This window comes from Halosimplex rubrum (genome assembly GCF_013415885.1).
GTDB classification, from domain to species: Archaea; Halobacteriota; Halobacteria; order Halobacteriales; family Haloarculaceae; genus Halosimplex; species Halosimplex rubrum.
The window spans coordinates 3,730,292-3,751,579 of record NZ_CP058910.1 but is presented as its reverse complement, the minus strand read 5'-3'; the positions used below and the strand labels follow the sequence as shown (position 1 = coordinate 3,751,579).

Here is a 21,288-nt window from a genome sequence, read left to right as displayed (position 1 = left end):
GTCTACAGCGGGATGTTCCCGTGTTTTCGGTCGGGGTGGTCTTTCCGCTTCGAGCGCAGCGTCTCCAGATCGCCGATCAGCCGCGAGCGGGTCTCGGGCGGTTCGAGCACGTCGTCGACGAACCCGCGTTCGGCGGCGGTGTAGGGGTTGGCGAACTCCTCGCGGTACTCGTCGATGAGTTCCTGGCGTTTCTCCTCGACCTGTTCGGCCGCGTCGAGTTCGTCGTCGTAGAGGATGTTCACGGCGCCCTCCGGGCCCATGACGGCGATTTCGGCGGTGGGCCAGGCGTAGTTCACGTCGCTGCCGACGTGCTTCGAGGACATCACGTCGTAGGCGCCGCCGTAGGCCTTTCGGGTGATCACGGTCATCAGCGGGACGGTCGCCTCGGAGTAGGCGTACAGCAACTTCGCGCCGTGTTTGATGATGCCGCCTTTCTCCTGGTCCTTGCCGGGCATGAACCCGGGCACGTCGACGAAGGTGAGCAGGGGGATGTTGAACGCGTCGCAGAAGCGGACGAACCGCGAGCCCTTCAGCGAGGAGTCGATGTCGAGCGTCCCGGCGTTGACGCGGGGCTGGTTGGCGACGACGCCGATGGCGTGGCCGTCGAGGCGGGCGAACCCCGTGAGGAGGTTGCGGGCGTACCGTTCGGCGACTTCGAAGAAGGAGTCCTCGTCGACGACGCCGTCGATCACGTCGTGCATGTCGTAGGGCTTCTGGGGAGCCTGGGGAACCACCTCCCGGAGTTCCTCGTCGGCGCGGTCGGGGTCGTCCCAGGGCTCGACGCGCGGCGGGTCCTCGGCGTTGTTGGCGGGGAGATACGAGAGGAGATAGCGGATGTCGTCTAAGGCCTCCTCCTCGGCGGCGGGCGCGAAGTGGGCGACGCCCGAGTCGCCGGTGTGGGTCGCCGCGCCGCCGAGTTCGTCGAAGGTCACCTCCTCGCCGGTGACCGTCTCGATGACGTCCGGGCCGGTGATGAACATGTGGCTGGTCTCCTCGACCATGAAGATGAAGTCGGTGATGGCCGGGGAGTAGACGGCGCCGCCGGCGCACGGTCCCATGATGGCCGAAATCTGCGGGACGACGCCGGATGCAAGCTGATTGCGGTGGAAGATGTCGGCGTAGCCGGCCAGCGCGTCGACGCCCTCTTGGATGCGGGCGCCGGCGGAGTCGTTGAGGCCGACGATGGGCGCGCCCGTCTCCATCGCCTTGTCCATCACCTTGCAGACCTTCTGGGCGAACGCCTCGCCGAGCGAGCCCCCCAGCACCGTGAAGTCGTGGGCGAAGACGAAGACGGTGCGGCCGTCGACCTTCCCGTAGCCGGTGACGACTCCGTCGCCGGGGAACTCCTTCTCTTCCATGTCGAACTTCGTCGAGCGGTGCTCGCGGAGCGCGTCGATCTCGACGAAGCTGTCGTCGTCGAGGAAGTAGTCGATCCGCTCGCGGGCGGTCATCTTGCCCCGGTCGTGCTGGGCCTCGATGCGCTCGTCGCCGCCGCCCTTGCGGGCCGACTCCTTGCGCTCGCGGAGGTCCTCGATGTCCTCCTCGCGGGTCACGTCGAGCCACCTCCGAGCGGGTCGAACGGCCGTCCGACGCGGGTCCGTGCGGTCATTGGTGGGGCATCGGCACTCCGGGAGAAAAGCGTTTCCCGATTTCGAGGGGTGCCGACGGCGAGCGGTCGGCGAGTACGACGGGAACCGGCGGAGTTTTGACCGCGCCGCGACAGGCCAGTGCTGTGAAGAACGTCACGGCACGCCAGTCGAACCCGTTCGGCTTCTCGCCGCCGTGTGAGCCGTTCGTCGCCGGGTACGGCGACGCCAACGCCGACTTCCACGTGATCGGCGACCACCCCGGCGTCCACGGCGGAGCCGAATCAGGCTACCCGTTCACCGAGTTCGAAGCCAGCGAGCGCCTCCAGCGCGCGCTCGCCGAGGGCGGTCTGCTCGCCGAGGCCGGAGCGCCCCCGGTCGTCGAGAAGACGTACTTCTCGTATCTGTACCCCTGCGTCCCAGAGGGCGTGCCGAGCGCGCGGGAGTACGCCGACCTGGAGAACATCTTCGACTCCGAGATCCGGGCGATCACCGCCCACGTCCTCCTGCCGGTCGGCGAGCGCGCGACGCGGCACGTCTTCGCCAACATGACCGCCCGGCCGCCCGAGGAGGTCGCCCTCGACGAGCAGCACGCGACCGAGATCCCCGGGAGCGGCTGGCTCGTCGTCCCGCTCAAAGACCCCGCGCAGTGGTCCGACGCCGACGAAGAGGCGCTGGTCGAGTCGCTGGTCGAGTTACGCCAGCGCGACTACGTCCGCCGGGCGGACCTGGGCCGGTTCCTCCCCGACGACGACCCGTACATGGTCCGATAGTTCGAAGGCGGTCGGCGGACCGATGCTTTAGCCCGCTCAGAACGGCGCGAAGAACGTGGCGTCCTCGGCCAGGAACAGGCTCTGGAAGCCGAGCCCGAGGGTCACGACGATACCGACGAGGACGACCGTCCGGAGCGACCAGAGCCAGATCGGCCCGAAGGACGGGATCGACTCGCTCCCCGTTCGCAGTTCCGAGACCGCCTCTCGGGCGAGCAGCCAGCCGACGAAGACGACGATGAACAGCGCCGACAGCGGCAGGAACAGGTTGTACGCCATGGCGTCGAACCAGCCGAACCAGACCGACGGCCCTCCGGCATCACCGGTATCGAGCGTCGAGGGGAGCCCGAGCAGGAACAACAGCACTCCGGCGCTCACAGAGAGCACCGGCCGGGAGACGTCGAAGTTGTCGGTCGCGTACGACACCGTGACTTCGAGGAGGCTGATTGCCGAGGAAAGCGCCGCGAGCGCCACGACACCGAAGAAGACGACCCCGAGTATCTGGCCTGCAGGGAGATTCGCGAACGCCGACGCGACCGCGACGAACAGCGCGGCCGGGCCGCCAGTCGCGGGGTCGACGTTGTTCGCGAAGAGGAGCGGAAAGACGACTAGTCCCGCCAGAACGCCGATCAGCGTGTTCGAGACGACGATGATGCCGCCGTCCAGAGGGAGATTGTCGTCCTCTCCTAGGTACGAGGCGTAGGTGATCATGATCCCCATTCCGAGCGAGAGCGTGAAGAACGCCTGGCCGACGGCGTCAGGGACGACCGCTCCGGCATTCGAGACCAGTGAGTCGATGTCGGGCGAGAGGAAGTAGCTGACTCCTTCCATCGCGCCGTCGAGCGTGAACGCCCACACCGCGAGCGCGATCATCAGGACGACGATGGCGGGTACCATCACCTTCGTCGCCTTCTCGATCCCGTTCTCGATCCCCAGTGCGACGATGCCGACGGAGATTCCCAGGAACAGCAACTGCGCGGCGATCGCTTCGGGACCGGACGCGATCGCGTTGAAGTAGCCGCCGGGATCGCCGAAGTACGCGCCGGTCGCGCTTCCGAGGACGTAGCGCATCACCCAGCCGCCGACGACGTTGTAGTACGAGAGGACCCAGAACCCGGTGAGAAGTGCGAGTCCTCCGAGGATCCGCCAGCCGGGGCCGCCGAGTTCGTCGAAGGCGTCGACGACGTTGCGGTTCGTCCGCCGTCCGATCACGAACTCCGCGAGCATCGCCGGGAACCCGATCAACACCACGGCGATCAGGTAGAAGACGACGAACGCGGCGCCGCCGTTCGCGGCCGTCTTGAACGGGAACTGCCAGAGGTTCCCCAGGCCGACTGCGCTGCCGATCGCGGCGACGAGGAACCCCACCCGCGTCGCCCAGGTCTCGCGTTCAACCATACGGCCCGTTTCGACCGCTGGCCCTGAAAACGGCTACGACCACAGACCTAAGTCCTGCGCGAGCGACGGGCGAACACGATGCCCTCCCTACTGGACCGACTGCTCGGCGACGACGACACCGACGAAGGGGTCGACCTGCAAGAGCGCGAAGACGACGCCCACGACGCCCTGCAGAACCGCGTTACCCCCGAGACCTACGGCATCGACGACTGCGCGGTGACCGGCGTCGCCGTCGTCAACGAGGGGCCGGACGAGGAGCCGATCACCGTCCCCATCGCCCGGTTCTCGCTGGGCGAGGACGTGGAATCGCCCGATTTCGACCGCGTATGGGAACTCGCGAGCGAGGCGATCCGCGCGATGCAGCCCGCGTTCGACGAGGTGTTCGTCCGCCACTACGACGTGCAGTTCACATTCGATGGAGACGGCCTGTTCGAGGCCGAGGAGTGTCGCCGGATGGCGGTCACGCCCGAGTACGCCGACCGCCTCGTCTCGGAGACGGGCTTCGACGCCGCGGCGTTCGAGGAGGCGATGCTGGCGGCCGACGACATCGACGACCACGTCGCGCCCGTGGCCTGGGGCGAGTGCGTCGACTACAGCAGGAACGACAATGCGGCGGTCGTGACCGGTTCGGCGGCCGCGATGGCCGGCGCGAGCGCCGCCGGTGCCAGCTGTGCGGGCGCCGGCGCGGCCGGCGGCGCGGGCGGCTGCTGAATCGGTCTCGGCCGCCCGCTACGCTTCCCCGTACACCGGGACCGCCGCGCCGCTGGTGACGCTGGCGGCGTCCGAACAGAGATAGAGGATCGTCTCGGCGATGTCCGACGGGTCGACCCACTTGTCGTGGTCGGCGTCGGGCATCATCTCGCGGTTCATCGGCGTGTCGATGACGCTCGGCATGACAGCGTTGGCCCGCACGTCGCCGGAATTCTCCTCGGCGATGGTCTCGGTGAGGATCCTGACTCCCGCTTTCGACGCCCGGTAGGGGCCGTCGCCCTCGCCGCCCTCCAGCGACGAGCGGGCGGAGACGCTGACGATGGCGCCCTGGCCGGCCAGACCCGACTCCCGGAGATGGGGGATCGCGTGCTTCGAGGCGAGGAACATCGTCTTGAGGTTCACGTCCACGAGGAAGTCGAAGGTGTCCGCCTCGGTCTCGTCGATGGGCGTGCCGCCGCGCCAGGTGCCGGCGACGTTGCAGAGCGCGTCGAGGCCGCCGTGGTCGTCGACGACGGTCGAGAGGGTGTCGGCCACCGCCGCTTCGTCGGTGAAATCCCCCTGGTAGAAGTCGACGCGGTCGCGGTCGGTGTCGAGCGCGAAGTCCTCGCTGTCGGGCCCGACCACGTCGGCGCCGCAGACGGTCGCGCCCGCGTCGGCGAACGCCTCGCAGACCGCGCTGCCGAGCGTCCCGGCGGCGCCGGTCACGAGCACCACGCTGTCCCCGAAGTCGAAGTCGACTGACATGGTCGTCGATTGGGACCGGCGGCGGTTAAAGGTGAGTCGGCGGGCGCAAGGCCTACCCCCCGACCGGGCGAACGCCGGAGCATGGACTGCATCGCCCATCGTGGCTTCCCCGGCGTCAACCCGGAGAACACCGTCGCGGCCGTCGCCGACGCGGCAGACCGGGCCGACGGCGTCGAGGTCGACGTGCGGGTCTGCGGCTCCGGCGAACTCGTCGTCCACCACGACGAGACGGTCGACCGGACGACTGACGGGAGCGGCCCCGTCTCGGCCCACACCGCCGCGGAACTGGCGGCGCTGTCGGTCGAGGGGTCCGATTTCGGCGTGCCGACCTTCGAGGAAGTCGCCGCGACGATTCCCGATGACGTGACCCTCCACGCCGAGTTGAAAGAACGCGGGACCGGCGAGGCCGTCGAGCGGGTCGTCGCCGAAACCGGCTGCGACGCCGTCGTCTCGTCGTTCGACCCGCAGGCGCTCACCGAGGTCGAGGGGGTGCCCACCGCGCTCGTCCAGTTCGAGGGCGAGGGGCTGGTCTCCCGAGCGCGGGGACTCGGGTGTTCGTTCGTGCATCCGAACCTGGGTTCGTGCGACGCCTCGCTCGTCGAGCGCGCACACGGCGCCGGAATGAGGGTCAACGCCTGGACCGTCACCGAACCCGAGGAGACCGAGCGGCTCCGCGAGGCGGGCGTCGACGGCGTGATCACGGACTTCCCGGAGTGCTGTCTCTCCTGAGTCAGAGCGCGTCGAGCAGGGCGTCGATATCGTCGGCGGTGTTGAAGACGTGGACGGAGACGCGCACGGTGCCCGTCGGCGGAATGTCGCGGACGTAGATCCCGGCGTCGGCGAGTCGCTCCGCGGTCCCTTCGGGGTCGTCGGCCGCGAAGGCGACCAGTCCGGACTCGAAGCGCTCCGGCGAGACGAGACGGTCGCCCAGCCCCTCTTTCAGTCGGTCGGTGAGGCGCTCGATACGGTCGGTGACGGTCTCGAACCCGAGGTCCTCGACGGTTGCGATGCCCTCGCGGAGGCCGGCGTAGGGGACGGGCGAGACGCTGCCGACCTCGAAGCGGCGGGCGTCGGGCTTGAGCCCCCAGTCGTCGGCCTCGGGGTCCTCGACGCCCATGTAGCCGACCTGCGCGGGTTCGAGCGACTCGGCGAACTCGTCGGTGACGTGGAGGAAGCCGGTACCGGTCGGCCCCATGAGCCACTTGTGACCGGCGGCGGCGACCGCGTCGGCGCCCCACGCGCCGAAGTCGACGGGGCGCTGGCCGACCGACTGGACGGCGTCGACGAGGACGCGCGCGCCGCCGTCGTGGGCGATGTCGGTGAGTTCCGCGACGGGCAGGCGACAGCCGTCGGTCCAGCACAGCGAGCTGAACACGGCGAGTGTCGCGCCGTCGACGGCGGCCTTCCACTCCTCGCGGTCGACGCCCCCGCCGGCGGCCTCGACGACGCGGACCTCGATGCCGTGGGTCTGCTGCAGGCGCTCCCAGGGGAGGATGCCCGCGGAGTGCTCCTGGTCGGTGCGGACGACCACGTCGCCGGGCTGCCAGTCCATCGCGGCGGCGATCCGGCCGATGCCGTCGGTGGTGGACTGGGTGAGCGCGACGGACTCGGGAGCGACGCCGACGTGGCCGGCGACGACCTCGCGCGTCTCGTCGAGCGCGTCGAACAGCGCGCCGTAGGTGCCGGCGCCGGTCGGCGCCTCGTACTCGTGGTACTCTAGGGCGTCCTCGGTCGCGTCGACGACCCGGCGGGGACTCGGCCCGCCCGCGCCGGTGTTGAGGTAGACGCCGCGGTCCATCGCGGGCACGTCCGCGCGGAGTTCCTCGGGAGTCATGCCCGAATCGACGGACCGTGCGCGGTTAAACTACCCGCCACGCGACCGGTTCCCGGGATGCACGCGGCCGGTCATGGTCAGTACAGGTGGTGTCTCTCGGTCCCTCGCCAACGGCTAAGGGGCCGCCGGACGAACACGGGGGTATGTTCGACGACGACGACCTCGCGGCTATCCGCGAGGGCCGCGAGCAGTGGGAGGCCGAGACCCGGGGACCCACCGTCGACCGCTTCGGCGAGCGCGAGGACCCCTTCGAGACCGACACCGCCGGTCAGGAAGTCGACCCGCTGTACACGCCCGCCGACGTGGCCGACCTGGACTACGAGGCGGACCTGGGTTTCCCCGGCGAGGAGCCGTACACCCGCGGCGTCTACTCGACGATGTACCGCGGGCGCCTCTGGACGATGCGCCAGTACGCCGGCATGGGCACCGCCAGTGAGACCAACGAGCGCTTTCACTACCTCATGGACGAGGGCCAGACCGGGCTCTCGATGGCGTTCGACCTGCCCACGCAGATGGGCTACGACTCCGACGCGGCCATGGCCGCCGGGGAAGTGGGGAAAGCGGGCGTCGCCATCGACTCGCTGCGGGACATGGAGACGGTCTTCGACGGCATCCCGCTGGACGAGGTGTCCACGTCGATGACGATCAACGCCCCCGCCAGCGTCCTGCTCGCGATGTACATCGCCATCGGCGACCAGCAGGGCGTCCCCCGGGAGGAGCTCCGCGGGACCATCCAGAACGACGTGCTCAAGGAGTACATCGCCCGCAACACCTACATCTTCCCGCCGGAGCCGTCGATGCGCATCATCACGGACATCTTCGAGTACTGCGCCGCGGAAGTGCCCAGCTTCAACACCATCTCCATCTCGGGGTATCACATCCGCGAAGCCGGCTCGACGGCGGCCCAGGAGATCGCCTTCACCCTCGCCGACGGCATCGAGTACGTCGAAGCGGCCCGGGACGCCGGGCTCGACGTCGACGAGTTCGCCCCGCAGCTCTCCTTTTTCTTCGCCTCCTACAACAACATCCTCGAAGAGGTCGCGAAGTTCCGCGCGGCCCGGCGGATGTGGAAGACGATCATGGAGGAACGGTTCGACGCCGAGGCCGACGCCTCCAAGCAGCTGAAGTTCCACACCCAGACCGCGGGGTCGACGCTGACCGCCCAGCAGATCGAGAACAACGTCGTCCGGGTGGCCTACCAGGCGCTCGCGGCGGTGCTGGGCGGCACCCAGAGCCTCCACACCAACGGCAAGGACGAGGCCCTCTCCCTGCCCACCGAACAGTCCGTCCGGACGGCGCTGCGCACCCAGCAGATCCTCGCCCACGAGTCCGGCGTCGCCGACACCATCGACCCGCTGGGCGGCAGCTACTACGTCGAGCACCTCACCGACGAGGTCGAGGCCGAGGCCCGCGAGATCGTCGACGAGGTCGACGCCCGCGGCGGGATGGGACAGGCCATCGAGAGCGGCTGGGTCCAGCGCCAGATCCAGGACGTGGCCTACGAGCGCCAGGAGGAGATCGAGAGCGGGGAGCGGGTCATCGTCGGCGTCAACGAGTACACCGTCGAGGAGGACGCCCAGGACCCCGACGTCGAGGAGGTCTCCGAGGAGCAGGAGCGCTCGCAGATCGAACGGCTGGAGTCGGTTCGGGAGGAGCGCGACGACGAGGCCGTCGAGGCGGCGCTGGCGGCGCTGAGTGAGGCCGCCGCCGGCGAGGAGAACCTGATGCCGTACATCGTCGACGCCGTGAAGACCTACGCGACGACCGGCGAGATCTGTAACGCGCTGCGCGAGGAGTTCGGCGAGTACCAGCCCGGCGCCGCGATGTAGGCGAGCGGTGGGCCGACTCGTTGCACCGCCGGTTCTTCGGTTCGTCTCTCGGAGAGCGCGCTCCGTACGCGTCAGACAGATCACTCGCGGACCCGAGCCAGTACCGGTTCAATCCCGCTTCGTGACTTCGGGTATCGAGAGCGGTTCGGGTCGCGTCCGGACGAGCCACGCGGGCACCGTCCGCGTGAGAACGACCATTCCCGCGAGTTCGACCAGCGTCTGTGTGACCACGACGGCCGGCACGAGGTCGTAGCTCGACGGGAGCGCGAGCGCCAGCGGGAGGACGACGAGCGAGTTCCTGGTCACCGAGGTGAACACGAGCGCGCGGGTCTCGCCGACGCCCATCCTGGCTACGCCGCCGGCGAGGCGTCCCAACAGCGGCATGACGGCGAGGAACGCGACGTAGACGGGAACGACGGCGGCAATTCGCCCGATCGAATTTCCGACTCGGGGGATCTGGGAGGCGATGACGACCAGGAGGGTCGCGGCCATCATCGGCACGGGGAGTCGGCCCATCGCCCGTTCCAACCGGCGGCCCGCGTCGGAGCGGACGGCACAGACGGCGGTGAGCCACGCGAACGTCAACGGGAGCGCGATGAGGAACAGAAACGCCTCGACGAACGGTCCCGCTTCGATGCTAGCCGCGACCTCCCCGCCGATGAACAGCCAGAGGTACACTGGAAGCAACAGGAACTGGGCGACCAGCAGCACCGGCGTCGTAGCGGTGACCTGCTCGGCGTCGCCCCCCGCGAGTTCGGTGAAGGCGATGACGTAGTCGATACACGGCGTCAGCAGCACCATGAAGACCCCGACGAGGATGGCCGGCTCTCGTGGGAGGAATCGAGTGAGGGCGTAGACGACGACCGGAACGACGAGGAAGTTCATCCCGAGTGCCGCGGCGACAAATCGGACGTTGGTGAACGCGCGACGGAACTTCGTGAACGGGATCTCGAGAAAGGTGACGTACAGGAGGACCGCAAGCACGGGAGTGATCACCCGCTCGAAAAGCGGGGCCGCTGCGGGAAGCCCCGTTCCGAACCCGACGGCGAGAGCCACACTGGCGGCGTAGATAGCGACCTGATGACGTTGGAGCCAGTCGGTCATGTTCCCCGGGCCGCCCTTCGGGACCGGCGACTATACGACTGCTGTTCGATTCGCACACCGAACCGAGTGTCGAGACGAGCGACACCGGGATTAAGCCGCGGACGGGCGAACGGCCGCTATGGAGTTCGACCACGCGGGCATCGCGACCGACGACCGCGACGCGCTCATCGATCAGTACGAAGCGATCCTGAACGCCTCGGTGGCCCACGAGGAACGGTTCGGGGAGCTACGGGTCGCCTTCCTCGACCTGGGCAACGGCTACTTCGAGCTGCTCGAACCGACCGCCGACGCCGAGGGGCCGATCCCGAACTTCCTCGACGGCCACGGCGGGGGCGTCCACCACCTCGCGCTGCGGACGGACGACATCGGGGACGCGCTCGACCGCGCCCGCGCCGCGGGCGTCGACCTCGTCGACGAGGAGCCGCGACCGGGCGCGTGGGGCCACGAGGTCGCCTTTCTCCACCCCGAGTCGACGGGTGGTGTCCTGATCGAGTTCGTCGAGCACTGAGCGGGCGCGCGACCCGGTGTGCGTCGCAGACCCGCTCCGGTCCGCTACCCCGGAAGCAGGTCGCCCAGCGCCGCGCCGATGGACATCGGCACGAGCGCGACGCTCACCTGACAGACGGCGAGCCAGGGTTCGGCCCAGTCGACGCGACCCCAGACGGTCATCACGACGAGCGCCGTCACCAGCGGGATGGTGAGCACGCCGACGAACTTCCGGGGGATGATGCCGAAAATCGGGTTGTAGACGCGCACGTCCTGGAAGTCCGCGACGTAGAGGATCCCCGCGGCGAGCACGAGCGTCAGGACGTTCGTCGCCAGGAAGTACAGCGGCCGGTCGGCGATGAACAGTCCGACCTCGTGCGTGCCGCCCTCGACGAACATGGGGATGCCAAAGAGCAGCGAACCAAGCAGCGCCTCGGCGGCGTCGCTGCGGTCGAAGCCGAAGACAACGCGACCGAAGACGGGCGTCTCCTGGGCCTCCCGGGCCACCCGCATCGTCTCGCGGACCTGCTCGCGCTCGTCCTCGGAGTCGACGGTGTCCTCCAGTTCGGCGAGTTCGTCGAACAGGTCCCCCATGTCGGGGTCGTCCTCGTCGGGATTGTCGAAGTCGGGGGCGCGGTCACCACCGTCGCCGCCGCGTCGGCCCCGTCGGTCGCTCATCCGTCACCGGGGCCGGTGGGACCGCCGAAGTCGTCGAAGTTGCCGTCCGGACCGCCGTCGAAGTCGCCGTCCGGTTCGTCGTCGTTCGGGCCGCCGCCGTCCAGACCGCCACCGTTCGGGCCGTCGCCGCCCGAGCCGCCGCCGTCGGGCTCGCCCGGCGCGGGCTGGTCCTCGGGGGCGACCGGGCTCTCGGCGCGCAGGTCCGGCGTCGGGTCGGGCTCGCTCGGTTCGACCGGCTCGCCGCCCTCCCAGACGTAGAACCCCTCGCCGGTCTTGCGACCGAGGTCGCCCGCCTCGACCTTCGCGCGGAGGACCGGCGGCGGCGCGAACCGCTCGCCCAGCGCCCCCTGGAGGTGTTCGAGGGCGGCGAGCGTGGTGTCGAGCCCGCGCTCGTCCGCGGCGGCGAGCGGTCCGACGGGGTGGTCGTGGCCGGCGGTCGTCGCCCGGTCGATCGCTTCCACGCCGGCGGTGCGCTCGTCGACCATCGTCATCGCCTCGACGGCCAGTGCCAGGCCCAGGCGCGTCGCCGCGAAGCCGGGCGTGTCCCGGACGACGATCGACTCCCGGCCGAGCCCGTCCACGAACGAGACGGCCGCCTCCCGCGTGGGTTCGGTGGTCTGCTCGGCGACGACCACCTCGACCAGCGGGGCGGTCGGCGGGTCGACGAAGTGCAGGCCGACGGCGCGGCCGGGGTTCCTGAGCCCGGCGGCGACCGCCGTCACCGACACCGCCGCGCCGCTGGTGGCGACGAGCGTCCCCTCGTCGACCGCCTCCTCGACGTCTGCGAACAGCGTCCGCCGTTCGTCGCGCTCGGCGTCGGTCGTCTCGATCACGATGTCGGCGTCGGCGACCGCGCCCTCCAGTCCGGTGGTCGCCTCGATGCTGCCGACGGCCGACTCGCGTGCGTCGGCGGCGAGGTCGCCGGCGGCCACCGCGTCGTCCAGGCCCGCCTCGACCGCGTCGATCCCGTCCATGACGACGTTGGCGTCGTCGTCGTGGAGGGTCACGGCGTGGCCCGCCGCCGCGCAACACCGCGCGATCCCGCGCCCCGTCGCGCCCGCGCCCAGTACGGCTACGTCCATACTCCCCATGCGAGCGCCGACCCGATTAAGCGTTGTTCCCCGTCCCGCGCCGCTCCGCGTTGCCCCGCCCTCGGAGGTTCGGCGGTCGAGACGGCAACAGATACCACATCACGTACAGCTACGAGCCCCCACTACTTCGAGGCGTTCGGGAGGTCGATGGCCTTCGTCCTGGCGACGGGGTTCGTCTACCGCTGTGGCTTCCTCGAACGCCGCGTCGTCGCCTCCCTCGGGATGAACTGCCTGGACATCCCCGCGCCGGTGTACGCCGGCGACGTGGAGTTCCTCGTCGAACGCCGCGAGTGAGGGCGAGACCGCCCGACCCGGCGATCGAGCCGCCCGCCCGACTCATCGGCCCGACGACAGGAATCCCACGCCGCGCGCCGCGAACGCCGTCGTCAGCCGCATGTCAGACGCGTGTCCCGCAACCGATCCGATACTCGATTCCGCGCGGTACGACACCCGAAGCCCCGGATATGTACGCTTCCCGACGTTGTGTCGTCTGACATACGACGGAAGACGGGCGAAGGGTTTATATGTTCCCAAAATTTGTCTATATAAGAACAATGGAACGGCCGAGCCGCCAGCGCGAGCGTGTGAAGTCCGAGGAAAAACAGGAGGAACAAACGGACGAGCAGGCCGAACAGCAGCAGTGTCCGGAGTGTGAGTCGTCCGCGCTCGTGACGAGCGCCGACGGCGGGGAGATCGTCTGCGAGGACTGCGGACTGATCATCGACGAGGGCAACATCGACCGCGGGCCGGAGTGGCGGGCGTTCAACCACAGCGAGCGACAGGAGAAATCGCGGGTCGGCGCGCCGACGACCCAGACGATGCACGACAAGGGGCTGACCACCCAGATCGACTGGAAGGACAAGGACGCCTACGGTCGCTCCCTGTCGTCGGAGAAGCGCTCGCAGATGCACCGACTGCGCAAGTGGCAGGAGCGCATCCGAACGAAAGACGCCGGCGAGCGCAACCTCCAGTTCGCGCTCTCGGAGATCGACCGCATGGCCTCCGCGCTGGGCGTGCCTCGGTCCGTTCGAGAGGTGGCGTCGGTCATCTATCGTCGCGCGCTCGACGAGGACCTCATCCGCGGCCGCTCCATCGAGGGCGTCGCCACCGCCTGTCTGTACGCCGCCTGCCGCCAGGAGGACATCCCCCGCTCGCTCGAGGAGGTCTCGGAGGTCTCCCGCGTCGAGCAGAAGGAGATCGGCCGCACCTACCGCTACGTCGCCCAGGAACTCAGCCTGAAGATGGAGCCGGTCGACCCCAAGCAGTACGTCCCCCGGTTCGTCTCCGAGCTGGAGCTCTCCGAGGAGGTCCAGGCCAAGGCCAACGAGATCATCGACGTGACCGCCGAGAAGGGCCTGCTCTCGGGCAAATCGCCCACCGGCTACGCCGCCGCCGCCATCTACGCGGCCAGCCTGCTGTGCAACGAGAAGAAGACACAGCGCGAAGTCGCCGACGTGGCGCAGGTGACAGAGGTCACCATCCGAAACCGCTACCAGGAACAGATCGAAGCGATGGGCATCCACTGATCGGCGCCCGACCGATCCGGTGACGGCCCAGTTCGTTCGGCACCGACGGCCCCACGCCGTCCCCCCTTCTCCGCGCGCTCGACCCGCCAGCGGCAGCTGTCGCTGTCGCCCATCGCCGTTCGCCGCCGAAAACGTCGCCGTTCGCCGCCGTCAGTCGGCGGCCTGCGGGTCGCCGACGGCGGCGTCCGCGTCGGCGGTTTCGTCGGTCGCGGCGGCCATCTTGACGAAGTCGTTGATCGCGATGAGGCCGAAGCCGACCTTCGCGACCACGTCGATGTACGTGACGACCAGCGCGGTAGTCTCGATGTCCATGATCTCGAAGCCCGCGGGACCGACCAGCCAGATGACCGGGTAGACCAGCCACAGGACGACGACGAACGCCCGGAGCTTCCGGAACAGGGCGGCCACGTCGTCGGGCTTCTCGTCGGCCAGCGCCGCCGTCTCCGTGAACAGGAGGTAGACGACGCCGACGAAACAGGCGCTACCGACGAGGTAGAGCGCCCAGTTCAGCGGGGCCGCGAGCGTCGCGCCGACGAACCCGAAGACGATGGTCGCCGCCTGCAGCGCGGCGAGGCGAGCGATGGCGCGCGTCGACGCGCCGGCGATCAGCGCGACGAGCGCGACGTGGATCGGCGTCGTCAACAGCCAGTCGACGTAGCGCGGGACGAAGACCGTCCCGCCGTCCGCGGTCACGAGTCCGCCGACCCCGAGCGCCATGACCGCGTAGGCGACCGCCGCGATCCCGGGGACGAGCGCCGCCAGCGCGAGCTGTCGCCGGCGTTCCGATGGGACCAACAGGGTGCCGTAGGCCAGCATCGCGATCCCGACGACCATTCCGAGCGTACCGATCGTGAACCAGGTCGTGAGTCCCAGCATTGTCAGTCCTCCGTGGCCGCGATCGCGGCCGTTTCCGCGTTCCCGGCGCCGTTTCGCGTCTCGAAGCGCGACAGCGCCGTCGTCAGTTCCTCGGCCCGCTGGCGCAGGTCGCGGGCGGAGGCCGCGACCCGGTCGATCGACTGGGACTGGTCGTCTGCCGCCCCGGCCACCGTGTCGGCCTCCGTCGCCGTCTGCTGGCTGATCGCCGTCAGATCGTCGATAGTCCCCATCACCTCCTGGGCGGTCCGGGCCTGTTCCTCCGTGGCGTCGTCGATCTCCTGGATACCGGTGTCGACCTCCTCGGTGTGCTCGACGATGGTCTCCAGCGCGTCGACGGCCTCCTCGACCGTCCCGACGCCGTCGGTGACCCGCTCGCTCGTCGACTCCATCCGCTCGACCGTCTCGCCCGCCTGCGCCTGAATGCCGTCGATGCGGGACTCGATGTCGCCGGCGGCCTCCTTGGTCTCCTCGGCCAGCCCCTTGATCTCGTCGGCGACGACCGCGAAGCCGGCGCCGTCGCCGTCGGCGTGGGCCGCCTCGATGCTCGCGTTCAGCGCCAGCATGTTCGTCTGCTCGACGATCTCCGTGATGACGCTCACGATCTGGCCGATCTCGTCGAGCTCGTCGTCGAGGTCGTTGATGGCCGCGACCGTCTCCTCGGTCTCGGCGTCGATAGCGCCCATCTCCTCGATGGCGCGCTTGGCGGCCTCGCGGCCCTCCTCGCCGGCTTCGGCGGCTCGCTGGGAGGTTGTCGCCACCTCCTGAGCCGAGGAGGCGACCTGCTGGGCCGTCGCCGAGAGGTTCTCCATCTCGCCGGCGGCCGTCTCCAGGCGCTCGGACTGCTCGGTCGTCCCGTCGAAGATCTCCGAGATCGAGGCGGTCACCTGTTCGCTCGCCTGGTCGACTCGCTCGGCGCCGGTCCCGACCTGTTCGCCGGCGTCCGACACGTCGTCGGCGAAGGATTTCATCCGCGCGATGGTCTCCTCCAGCGCGTCGAGCGTCTCGTTGATGCTCTCGCCGACCGACGCCATCGACGCGTTGTCACTCGCCGGGTCGACCCGACGGGTCAGGTCGCCGTCGGCGGCCTCGGAGAGCACGTCGCCGTACTCGGTCGCTTTGGCCTCCAGATGGGTCGTCATCGACTCCATCTCGGCGGCCTCCCGCTCGGCGCGCTGGCGCGCCTCCTCGGCTTCGGTGCGGGCCTCCTCGGCCTCGGCGCGAGCCTCGTCGGTCTCGGCGATCTGCTCGCGTATCGAGTCGCGCATGTCCTGGAACGACCGGTAGAGCGCGCCGATCTCGTCTTCCCGGGTCGTCGCGAGGTCGACCGCCAGGTCGCCGTCGGCCATCGATTCCGCCCGCTCGGAGATGCGACGCAGCGAGATGATCGTGTTGCTCCCGATGGTGACGCCGACGAGCCCGAGGTTGATGATCGCCAGCAGCACCAGCCCCACCAGGTCGGAGTTGATCTGCGAGCCGAGCGCGTAGGCAACGTCCTTCGGGGAGTGGATCATGACGGTCCAGTCTTTGGTCTCCATCTTCGTGCTCGCCATGAGGGTATCGCCCATGTCCATGAACGCCGTCGTGCCCGCCGCGGCCGAGGCGTTCGTCTCGTGGCCCTCGTGGGGCGTGAGGATCTTGCTCTCGTTGGGGTGGGCGACGTACCGCCCGGCGGCGTTGACGACGACCGTCGAGGTGTCGGCGTTCGCGTCGGCGAGCGACGACGACCGCGCGGCCAGGTCGGTCATGAACACGAGCGCGCGGTCCTCGGCGCCCGGGACGGGCGTGACGACGGCGACGACCGGGTGGTCGACCGCCGGTACCGCGAACGGCTCCGTCACGTAGGTGTCGTCCGGCCCGTCGAACGCCGGCGGATCGGTCGCGAACGGCGCGCCCTGGTCGGCGGGACTGAGCCCCTCGAACTCGTCGTTCGTGCTCTCCGTGAACACCATCGACTCGGTGTTCAGGTAGTGGATCGCCACCACGTCCGGCGGGACGGTCCCGGACTCGAACTGGGCGGTCAGCGCCTCGTCGACCGCCGCGCCGTCGCCCGAACGGACGGCCGAGAGCTGCGACGTGAGCGCGGCTTCCCGCTGGACGCTCCCGAGCCACGAGTCGAGTTCGGCCGTCCGCGTCTCCGAGAGCGTCCGCAGGTCGTTCTCCACGTCGTCCTGCAGCGTCGCCGAGGCCTGCGTGCTGATGACGGCCCCGAAGCCGACCATCACCACGACCGCGACCGCGAGCGCCGCGCCGAGGCGGGCGGCGTACGACCGCCGTATCACCCCGGGCAAGAGAGAAGGTGCATCCGATGTCATCGTTCGGTACCGAGGAGTACTCCCTGTAAAGCGTTCGTGCGCGATTCTCAGCCGTGATAGCCGCGCTCGGTCGATGCGGAGAATCGTGCCGCGACCGCCGCGGATCCCGGTGGGTTCGACCGGTCCGCTCAGGCCTCGGGCTCGACCCAGAGGGGGCCGGCCCACGCCATCCCGTCGTCGGCCTGTTCGACCCGCAGGTAGTACACGTCGGCGTCGCTGCCGCGCTCGTCGTCCCAGGCCATCCCGGTCACGGGCTCGTCGTCGGTGACCTCGCCGGCCTCGGTGTAGGCGTCCAGGTCGGCCGACTCGTCGGCCGTCCCGCCGACGACGTGCCAGTCGGCGTTGTTCTTGACGACCGTGACCCGTTCGATCGGCGCGGTCCCGGCGACGAGCCACTCGACGGTCCGCTCGCCGTCGGCGACGACGGTGCTGTCGTCCTCGCCGACCGCCGTCCCGTCGACGGCGAACTCCGCGAGGATCCGATGAGGCTGGCTGGTCGCGTACACCCGCCGCGAACGCAGGCTCTCGAAGATGCTCTCCCGCGAGAGGTCCTCGGCGTAGAAGCCGGTCAGCCCGCCGGGGTAGCTCCCCTCGTCCCAGACCCGCCAGATGTGACCCCAGCCGATCCCGTCCTCCCAGATGTCCGACAGGGAGGGGAGATGGGGCGGCAGGTGGATGTGCGACCGGCCCGGCCGCGGCGCGTGGAAGTCAGACGACCCCATCATGCCGACGCGGTAGCCCAGTTCGTGGGCGTCCCGGACGTAGTGGCCGGGGTCGGCCATCTCGCCCTGGCCCATCCGGATCGCTTTGGGGTTGCCCTCCTCGCCCGGCAGCTCGCTGGAGCCCCACTGGGAGTACACTTCGACCAGCGGCGCGATGTCGTCGTCGTACTCCATCGCCGAGAAATCGAGGGGGTACATCGCCTCGGCGGGGTGGTGGGGGATGGCCAGCACCTCGTTGCCGGTCTCCTCGCGCCACGTCTGCAGGCGGCGGAACAGCTTCTCGTAGCGGTTGGTGTCGGTGTCCAGCGAGTCGAACAGCTCGGCCTCGTCGACCCCCTCGAAGTAGACGTTGATGTGACCGCCCATGTTCGGCTGTTTCGTCCACTCGTAGCCAAAGAGCGTCACGAACTCCCCGGGGTCGTGGAAGTGCTTCGTGACGGTCTTCATGTCCTCGAAGTAGCCGTTGTGCATCCGGCGGCGCTGGAGCTTCGGCGGGATGAAAAATCCCATCGTGTCGTGGTCGGTGTAGGCGACCACGTCGAGGTCCATCACGTCGCGGCCGAACTCGAAGCCCTTGCTCATCGACCCCGCGCCGTCGGAGAACTGCGAGTGGAGGTGGATGTCCCCCCAGAACAGGCGCTCGTCGGGCTCGGAGTCGAACACCTGGACGGGGTTGCTGGTGAACCGCCGCCCCGACTCGTCGGTGAGCGTCAGGTACTGGACGCCGGGCGTCTCGAAGGCGACGCCCGCCAGTTCCGTCACGGCCTCGTCGGTCAGTCCGAAGTCGACCTCCTCGGGGTAGATCGCCTCGGGGTCGGTGCTGTCGAGGGTGAGCGTGCCGTCGTAGTCGGGGAGCAGGCGGAGGTACTCGTCCCAGACCGAGACGGTGGCCGACAGCGACTCCGTCGTGACGACCCGTGAGGGGAGGACGCACTCCGCGTCGTCGAACCGACGCCGCCGACCGCGGGCGAGGTCGGCCAGTGAGGGGTTGTTCTCGGCGAAGACCTTCACGGACTCGATGGCTTTCGTCAGCACGCGGACCACCGCCGAACCGGACGGGGTGGCGCCGCGACGTCGCCGACCGTCCGGCGAGCGCCTGTCTGAACGGGCATACCACCGGGGTGGCGCGGCTGAGGGTTAAGTTTCCCGACGAGGGTGCCACTCCCGAACGCCTCGCGGACCCAAACAGTCTTGGTAGATGACCGGAGAAATATGCGGAACACGAGCCGCGCACCGCGACGCGGCGACCGACCAGAATGGCCGAGGACACCGACGGGGCGAGCCGAGACGGGACGGAAGCCGGCGGGAGCGACGGCGACGACGACCCGGTCGTGACCGTCCTCGACGACCCCGAGCGCGGTGACGAACGCATGCCGCAACTGCTCGGCGCGCTCGACGGCGAGGACCGCCCGCAGCGACTGCGGGCGGCGCTCGCGCTCTGTCTCGTCGTCGAGGCCGACCCGGACCTGCTCGACCCCGTCGTCCGCCGGCTGGTCGACCGGCTGGACGACGACTCGCCCGTCGAAGTCCCGCACGCGCTCGACTACCTCGCCGCCCGCCGGCCGAAGGCGGTCGACGAGGCGGTCACGGATCTGGACGAGCAACTGGAGTTGCGGGCGCGCGAGCACCTCTACCAGTCCGGCGGCGGGTTCGCCCGCAGCGAGTATCTCTCGCCCACGTCGGGCGACCGCGGCGTCGGCCGGGCACGCGTTGCGGGCGGCGAGACCGGCGAGGCCGGCGGTCAACGCGTCTACACCGACCGCTCGCCCGGCGCCGACCTCGACCCGTCGACGCTGGCGAAAGGCGAGGGCGACCCCGAAGCCGACGAGGGCGACCCCGAAGCCGACGAGGGCGACCCCGAAGCCGACGAGAGCGAGTCGGACGGCGAGGGCGCCGACGACGGCCGTCGGGAGCTGACGCGCGGGCGACTGGCGCTGGTCACGCGCCGCCTGTCGGCGGTGATCGACCGGAGCCGCTTCGACGACCTGTCCGTCCTCTCGGACCGCACCGAAGGGCGGTTCGGCGACCGCTACCGCGCCGTCGGGACGGTCGACGACGCGGAGGTCCCCCTCTCGCTGACCGTCTTCCGGGTGCCCGACGACGACCGGACGGCGTTCGCCGGCGCGCTCCGGGACGCCCTCGACGCCTGGGCCGGCGTCGACGGCCACGACTCGGTGGTGTCGGTCCACGACTGGGGCCTGCGTCCGCGGCCGTGGGCCGCGCTGGAGCACACGGGGACCACGCTGGCCGACCGGGAAGACGAGGCCCTCGACGTGCGCCAGGCCGTCGCGAACGTAGTCGAGGTCGCCGACGCCGTCGCCCACGCCCACCAGCACGGCGTCGTCCACGGGGCGCTCGACCCCGCGACCGTCGCCTACCCCGGCGACACGCTCACCGAGCGCGAGCGCCAGCGCCCGCGAGCGGCGGCTTTCGGCCTCGCGCGCGTCTACGCCGACCACCTGGGCCTCGCGAACGTCGTCGACCCCAGGTTCGCCGCCCCCGAACACTACTCGGAGCGGTTCGGCAGCGTCGACCACGCCACCGACGTGTACGGCCTCGGCGCCCTGCTCTACCGACTCGTGACGGGCGAACCACCGTATCGCGGTACCGGCGAGGAGATCCGCTCGGGGGTGTGTTCCGACCGGGCGCCCGTGCCGAGCGAGGTCGACCCGGACCTCCCCCGCGGGCTGGACCAGGTCGTGCGCAAGGCGACGGCGACGGGGAAACTCACCAGGTACGAGACGGTCAGGCAGTTCCGGCGGGAGCTTCGGGGGGTCGACCCCGATGGCCGGTGACGTGAAGGTCGGGCTCTACCTCGTCGCGGACAACCCCAACCTGACGTTCATCGTCTTCATCGGGCTCGTCCTCCTGACGGTCATCGCCGCCCGCTTCGGCGCCTACGCCTACCTCAACATGCGCGCCACCGGCGTCGACGCCCAGCGGGTCCTCTGGGAGTACCTGCTGTACGTCGGGCTGGTCGCCGCGTGCTACGGCGTCGTCGGCGTCCTCGAGATCGTCACCTCGATCCGGACCCCCTACAAGACCGGCCTCATGCTCGCGGTCGTCCTCCTGCTCGCGCTGTCCGTGCGAGAGATCTACTTCAACGCCGCGCTCTCGACGACCGGCGCCGACGACGTCTTCCCCGGTCGCCGCCTCGTCGAAGTCGCCTTCGTCGGCGTCGTCGCCGCCGTCGTCTTCGGGGTCGCCCTCGTCGGCCTCCGACGCCCGCTCCTGGCGCTCCAGGGCGTCGGCGCGCTCGCCTTCGCCGGCTACGGCTTCTGGTTCGGCCGCCGCCAGACCGCCGCCGCGATGGTCCAGGGCACGATGATCGACTCGCTGCTCCGCCACCTGCTGCCCGTCCTCGCCTTCGCCACGCTCGTCCCCGCCGTCGATCTGGCCACCGTCGCCGGCCTCGACCGCGTCGTCGTCATGCACGTCCAGATCGTCTTCGTCATCATGACCGCCACCGCCCTGATGACCGCGACCATCAAACTCCGGCAGAACCTCGCGAGCCTGTGACGACCGGGAACGTCCGAACCGGCGCGCGCTGGCGCGCCCTCGTGGTTCCACCGGTCCGGCGGGCACGCCGAACTGAACGCCATCCCCGTCTTTTTTCGTCGG

19 protein-coding genes are annotated in these 21,288 nt (G+C 69.8%); 9 read left to right on the top strand and 10 right to left on the bottom strand.

All coding sequences use genetic code 11. The features are described 5' to 3' along the window. Positions 1–2 precede the first annotated feature (2 nt). A complete protein-coding gene (locus HZS55_RS18705) occupies positions 3–1,553 on the bottom strand; it encodes an acyl-CoA carboxylase subunit beta (protein ID WP_179909067.1) in 1,551 nt (516 codons plus the stop codon). A gap of 179 nt (positions 1,554–1,732) precedes the next feature. Here HZS55_RS18705 and HZS55_RS18700 point away from each other — a divergent pair, with 179 nt between their 5' ends. Continuing rightward, positions 1,733–2,359: a uracil-DNA glycosylase family protein gene (locus HZS55_RS18700; RefSeq protein WP_179909066.1), complete on the top strand. Its 627-nt coding sequence runs from the start codon at positions 1,733–1,735 to the stop codon at positions 2,357–2,359. A 36-nt stretch (positions 2,360–2,395) separates the two neighbouring features. On the opposite strand, the gene HZS55_RS18695 is transcribed toward HZS55_RS18700, so the two are convergent. Further along, complete coding sequence (locus HZS55_RS18695; protein ID WP_179909065.1) at positions 2,396–3,754, bottom strand: sodium-dependent transporter; 1,359 nt, start codon at positions 3,752–3,754, stop codon at positions 2,396–2,398. A gap of 78 nt (positions 3,755–3,832) precedes the next feature. On the opposite strand from HZS55_RS18695, the gene HZS55_RS18690 reads away from it, so the two are divergent. After that, positions 3,833–4,465: a hypothetical protein gene (locus HZS55_RS18690; protein WP_179909064.1), complete on the top strand. Its 633-nt coding sequence runs from the start codon at positions 3,833–3,835 to the stop codon at positions 4,463–4,465. A gap of 18 nt (positions 4,466–4,483) precedes the next feature. Here HZS55_RS18690 and HZS55_RS18685 read toward each other — a convergent pair whose 3' ends face one another. Next, entirely contained in the window at positions 4,484–5,209 is a 726-nt protein-coding gene (locus HZS55_RS18685; protein WP_179909063.1) for an SDR family oxidoreductase, read from the bottom strand. Between the two features lie 81 nt (positions 5,210–5,290). Between HZS55_RS18685 and HZS55_RS18680 the strand changes: the two genes are divergently transcribed. After that, complete coding sequence (locus HZS55_RS18680) at positions 5,291–5,938, top strand: glycerophosphodiester phosphodiesterase (RefSeq protein ID WP_179909062.1); 648 nt, start codon at positions 5,291–5,293, stop codon at positions 5,936–5,938. 1 nt (position 5,939) lies between these two features. Here the strand turns inward: HZS55_RS18680 and HZS55_RS18675 are convergent, their stop codons facing one another. Next, positions 5,940–7,043 carry an aminotransferase class V-fold PLP-dependent enzyme gene (locus HZS55_RS18675; protein WP_179909061.1) on the bottom strand — a complete coding sequence of 368 codons (1,104 nt, stop codon included), beginning with the start codon at positions 7,041–7,043 and terminating at the stop codon, positions 5,940–5,942. Between the two features lie 143 nt (positions 7,044–7,186). Between HZS55_RS18675 and HZS55_RS18670 the strand changes: the two genes are divergently transcribed. Beyond that, complete coding sequence (locus HZS55_RS18670; RefSeq protein ID WP_179909060.1) at positions 7,187–8,872, top strand: acyl-CoA mutase large subunit family protein; 1,686 nt, start codon at positions 7,187–7,189, stop codon at positions 8,870–8,872. A gap of 108 nt (positions 8,873–8,980) precedes the next feature. Here the strand turns inward: HZS55_RS18670 and HZS55_RS18665 are convergent, their stop codons facing one another. Then, complete coding sequence (locus HZS55_RS18665; protein ID WP_179909059.1) at positions 8,981–9,976, bottom strand: arsenic resistance protein; 996 nt, start codon at positions 9,974–9,976, stop codon at positions 8,981–8,983. A gap of 118 nt (positions 9,977–10,094) precedes the next feature. Between HZS55_RS18665 and mce the strand changes: the two genes are divergently transcribed. Beyond that, positions 10,095–10,484 (top strand): methylmalonyl-CoA epimerase, encoded by a 390-nt coding sequence (mce, locus tag HZS55_RS18660; RefSeq protein WP_179909058.1) that lies wholly within the window; start codon positions 10,095–10,097, stop codon positions 10,482–10,484. Positions 10,485–10,528: 44 nt separating this feature from the next. Here mce and HZS55_RS18655 read toward each other — a convergent pair whose 3' ends face one another. Together HZS55_RS18655 and HZS55_RS18650 are read right to left on the bottom strand one after the other, a co-directional pair. Then, positions 10,529–11,140, bottom strand: coding sequence for a DUF2391 family protein (locus HZS55_RS18655; RefSeq protein ID WP_179909057.1), 612 nt, complete (start codon positions 11,138–11,140; stop codon positions 10,529–10,531). Next, entirely contained in the window at positions 11,137–12,222 is a 1,086-nt protein-coding gene (locus HZS55_RS18650) for a 3-hydroxyacyl-CoA dehydrogenase family protein (protein WP_179909056.1), read from the bottom strand. The genes HZS55_RS18655 and HZS55_RS18650 overlap by 4 nt, the downstream gene beginning before the upstream one ends. Positions 12,223–12,378: 156 nt before the next feature. On the opposite strand from HZS55_RS18650, the gene HZS55_RS18645 reads away from it, so the two are divergent. After that, positions 12,379–12,525, top strand: coding sequence for a hotdog family protein (locus tag HZS55_RS18645; RefSeq protein ID WP_246308302.1), 147 nt, complete (start codon positions 12,379–12,381; stop codon positions 12,523–12,525). 260 nt (positions 12,526–12,785) lie between these two features. Then, positions 12,786–13,757: a transcription initiation factor IIB gene (locus HZS55_RS18640; RefSeq protein ID WP_179909055.1), complete on the top strand. Its 972-nt coding sequence runs from the start codon at positions 12,786–12,788 to the stop codon at positions 13,755–13,757. A gap of 150 nt (positions 13,758–13,907) precedes the next feature. Here the strand turns inward: HZS55_RS18640 and HZS55_RS18635 are convergent, their stop codons facing one another. From HZS55_RS18635 to HZS55_RS18625, 3 genes are all read right to left on the bottom strand, one after another. Next, a complete protein-coding gene (locus tag HZS55_RS18635; protein ID WP_179909054.1) occupies positions 13,908–14,633 on the bottom strand; it encodes a bacteriorhodopsin in 726 nt (241 codons plus the stop codon). A 2-nt stretch (positions 14,634–14,635) separates the two neighbouring features. Continuing rightward, the gene (locus HZS55_RS18630) at positions 14,636–16,945 is read right to left on the bottom strand and encodes a methyl-accepting chemotaxis protein (protein WP_246308301.1); all 2,310 of its coding nucleotides are present in this window, start codon (positions 16,943–16,945) and stop codon (positions 14,636–14,638) included. A 128-nt stretch (positions 16,946–17,073) separates the two neighbouring features. Further along, positions 17,074–18,702 carry a DUF3604 domain-containing protein gene (locus HZS55_RS18625; RefSeq protein WP_179909053.1) on the bottom strand — a complete coding sequence of 543 codons (1,629 nt, stop codon included), beginning with the start codon at positions 18,700–18,702 and terminating at the stop codon, positions 17,074–17,076. 221 nt (positions 18,703–18,923) lie between these two features. Between HZS55_RS18625 and HZS55_RS18620 the strand changes: the two genes are divergently transcribed. Together HZS55_RS18620 and HZS55_RS18615 are read left to right on the top strand one after the other, a co-directional pair. Beyond that, entirely contained in the window at positions 18,924–20,462 is a 1,539-nt protein-coding gene (locus tag HZS55_RS18620) for a protein kinase domain-containing protein (protein WP_179909052.1), read from the top strand. Beyond that, positions 20,452–21,186: a hypothetical protein gene (locus tag HZS55_RS18615; protein ID WP_179909051.1), complete on the top strand. Its 735-nt coding sequence runs from the start codon at positions 20,452–20,454 to the stop codon at positions 21,184–21,186. Before HZS55_RS18620 ends, HZS55_RS18615 begins: the two co-directional genes overlap by 11 nt. Positions 21,187–21,288: the final 102 nt, after the last annotated feature.

What these genes read in the sequence shown, in the direction of transcription:
- HZS55_RS18695 (WP_179909065.1), bottom strand. Translation starts at nt 3,754, where the DNA reads ATGGTTGAACGCGAGACCTGGGCGACGCGGGTGGGGTTCCTCGTCGCC.
- HZS55_RS18690 (WP_179909064.1), top strand. Translation starts at nt 3,833, where the DNA reads ATGCCCTCCCTACTGGACCGACTGCTCGGCGACGACGACACCGACGAA.
- HZS55_RS18685 (WP_179909063.1), bottom strand. Translation starts at nt 5,209, where the DNA reads ATGTCAGTCGACTTCGACTTCGGGGACAGCGTGGTGCTCGTGACCGGC.
- HZS55_RS18680 (WP_179909062.1), top strand. Translation starts at nt 5,291, where the DNA reads ATGGACTGCATCGCCCATCGTGGCTTCCCCGGCGTCAACCCGGAGAAC.
- HZS55_RS18675 (WP_179909061.1), bottom strand. Translation starts at nt 7,043, where the DNA reads ATGACTCCCGAGGAACTCCGCGCGGACGTGCCCGCGATGGACCGCGGC.
- HZS55_RS18670 (WP_179909060.1), top strand. Translation starts at nt 7,187, where the DNA reads ATGTTCGACGACGACGACCTCGCGGCTATCCGCGAGGGCCGCGAGCAG.
- HZS55_RS18665 (WP_179909059.1), bottom strand. Translation starts at nt 9,976, where the DNA reads ATGACCGACTGGCTCCAACGTCATCAGGTCGCTATCTACGCCGCCAGT.
- mce (WP_179909058.1), top strand. Translation starts at nt 10,095, where the DNA reads ATGGAGTTCGACCACGCGGGCATCGCGACCGACGACCGCGACGCGCTC.
- HZS55_RS18655 (WP_179909057.1), bottom strand. Translation starts at nt 11,140, where the DNA reads ATGAGCGACCGACGGGGCCGACGCGGCGGCGACGGTGGTGACCGCGCC.
- HZS55_RS18650 (WP_179909056.1), bottom strand. Translation starts at nt 12,222, where the DNA reads ATGGACGTAGCCGTACTGGGCGCGGGCGCGACGGGGCGCGGGATCGCG.
- HZS55_RS18645 (WP_246308302.1), top strand. Translation starts at nt 12,379, where the DNA reads ATGGCCTTCGTCCTGGCGACGGGGTTCGTCTACCGCTGTGGCTTCCTC.
- HZS55_RS18640 (WP_179909055.1), top strand. Translation starts at nt 12,786, where the DNA reads ATGGAACGGCCGAGCCGCCAGCGCGAGCGTGTGAAGTCCGAGGAAAAA.
- HZS55_RS18635 (WP_179909054.1), bottom strand. Translation starts at nt 14,633, where the DNA reads ATGCTGGGACTCACGACCTGGTTCACGATCGGTACGCTCGGAATGGTC.
- HZS55_RS18630 (WP_246308301.1), bottom strand. Translation starts at nt 16,945, where the DNA reads ATGACATCGGATGCACCTTCTCTCTTGCCCGGGGTGATACGGCGGTCG.
- HZS55_RS18620 (WP_179909052.1), top strand. Translation starts at nt 18,924, where the DNA reads ATGGCCGAGGACACCGACGGGGCGAGCCGAGACGGGACGGAAGCCGGC.
- HZS55_RS18615 (WP_179909051.1), top strand. Translation starts at nt 20,452, where the DNA reads ATGGCCGGTGACGTGAAGGTCGGGCTCTACCTCGTCGCGGACAACCCC.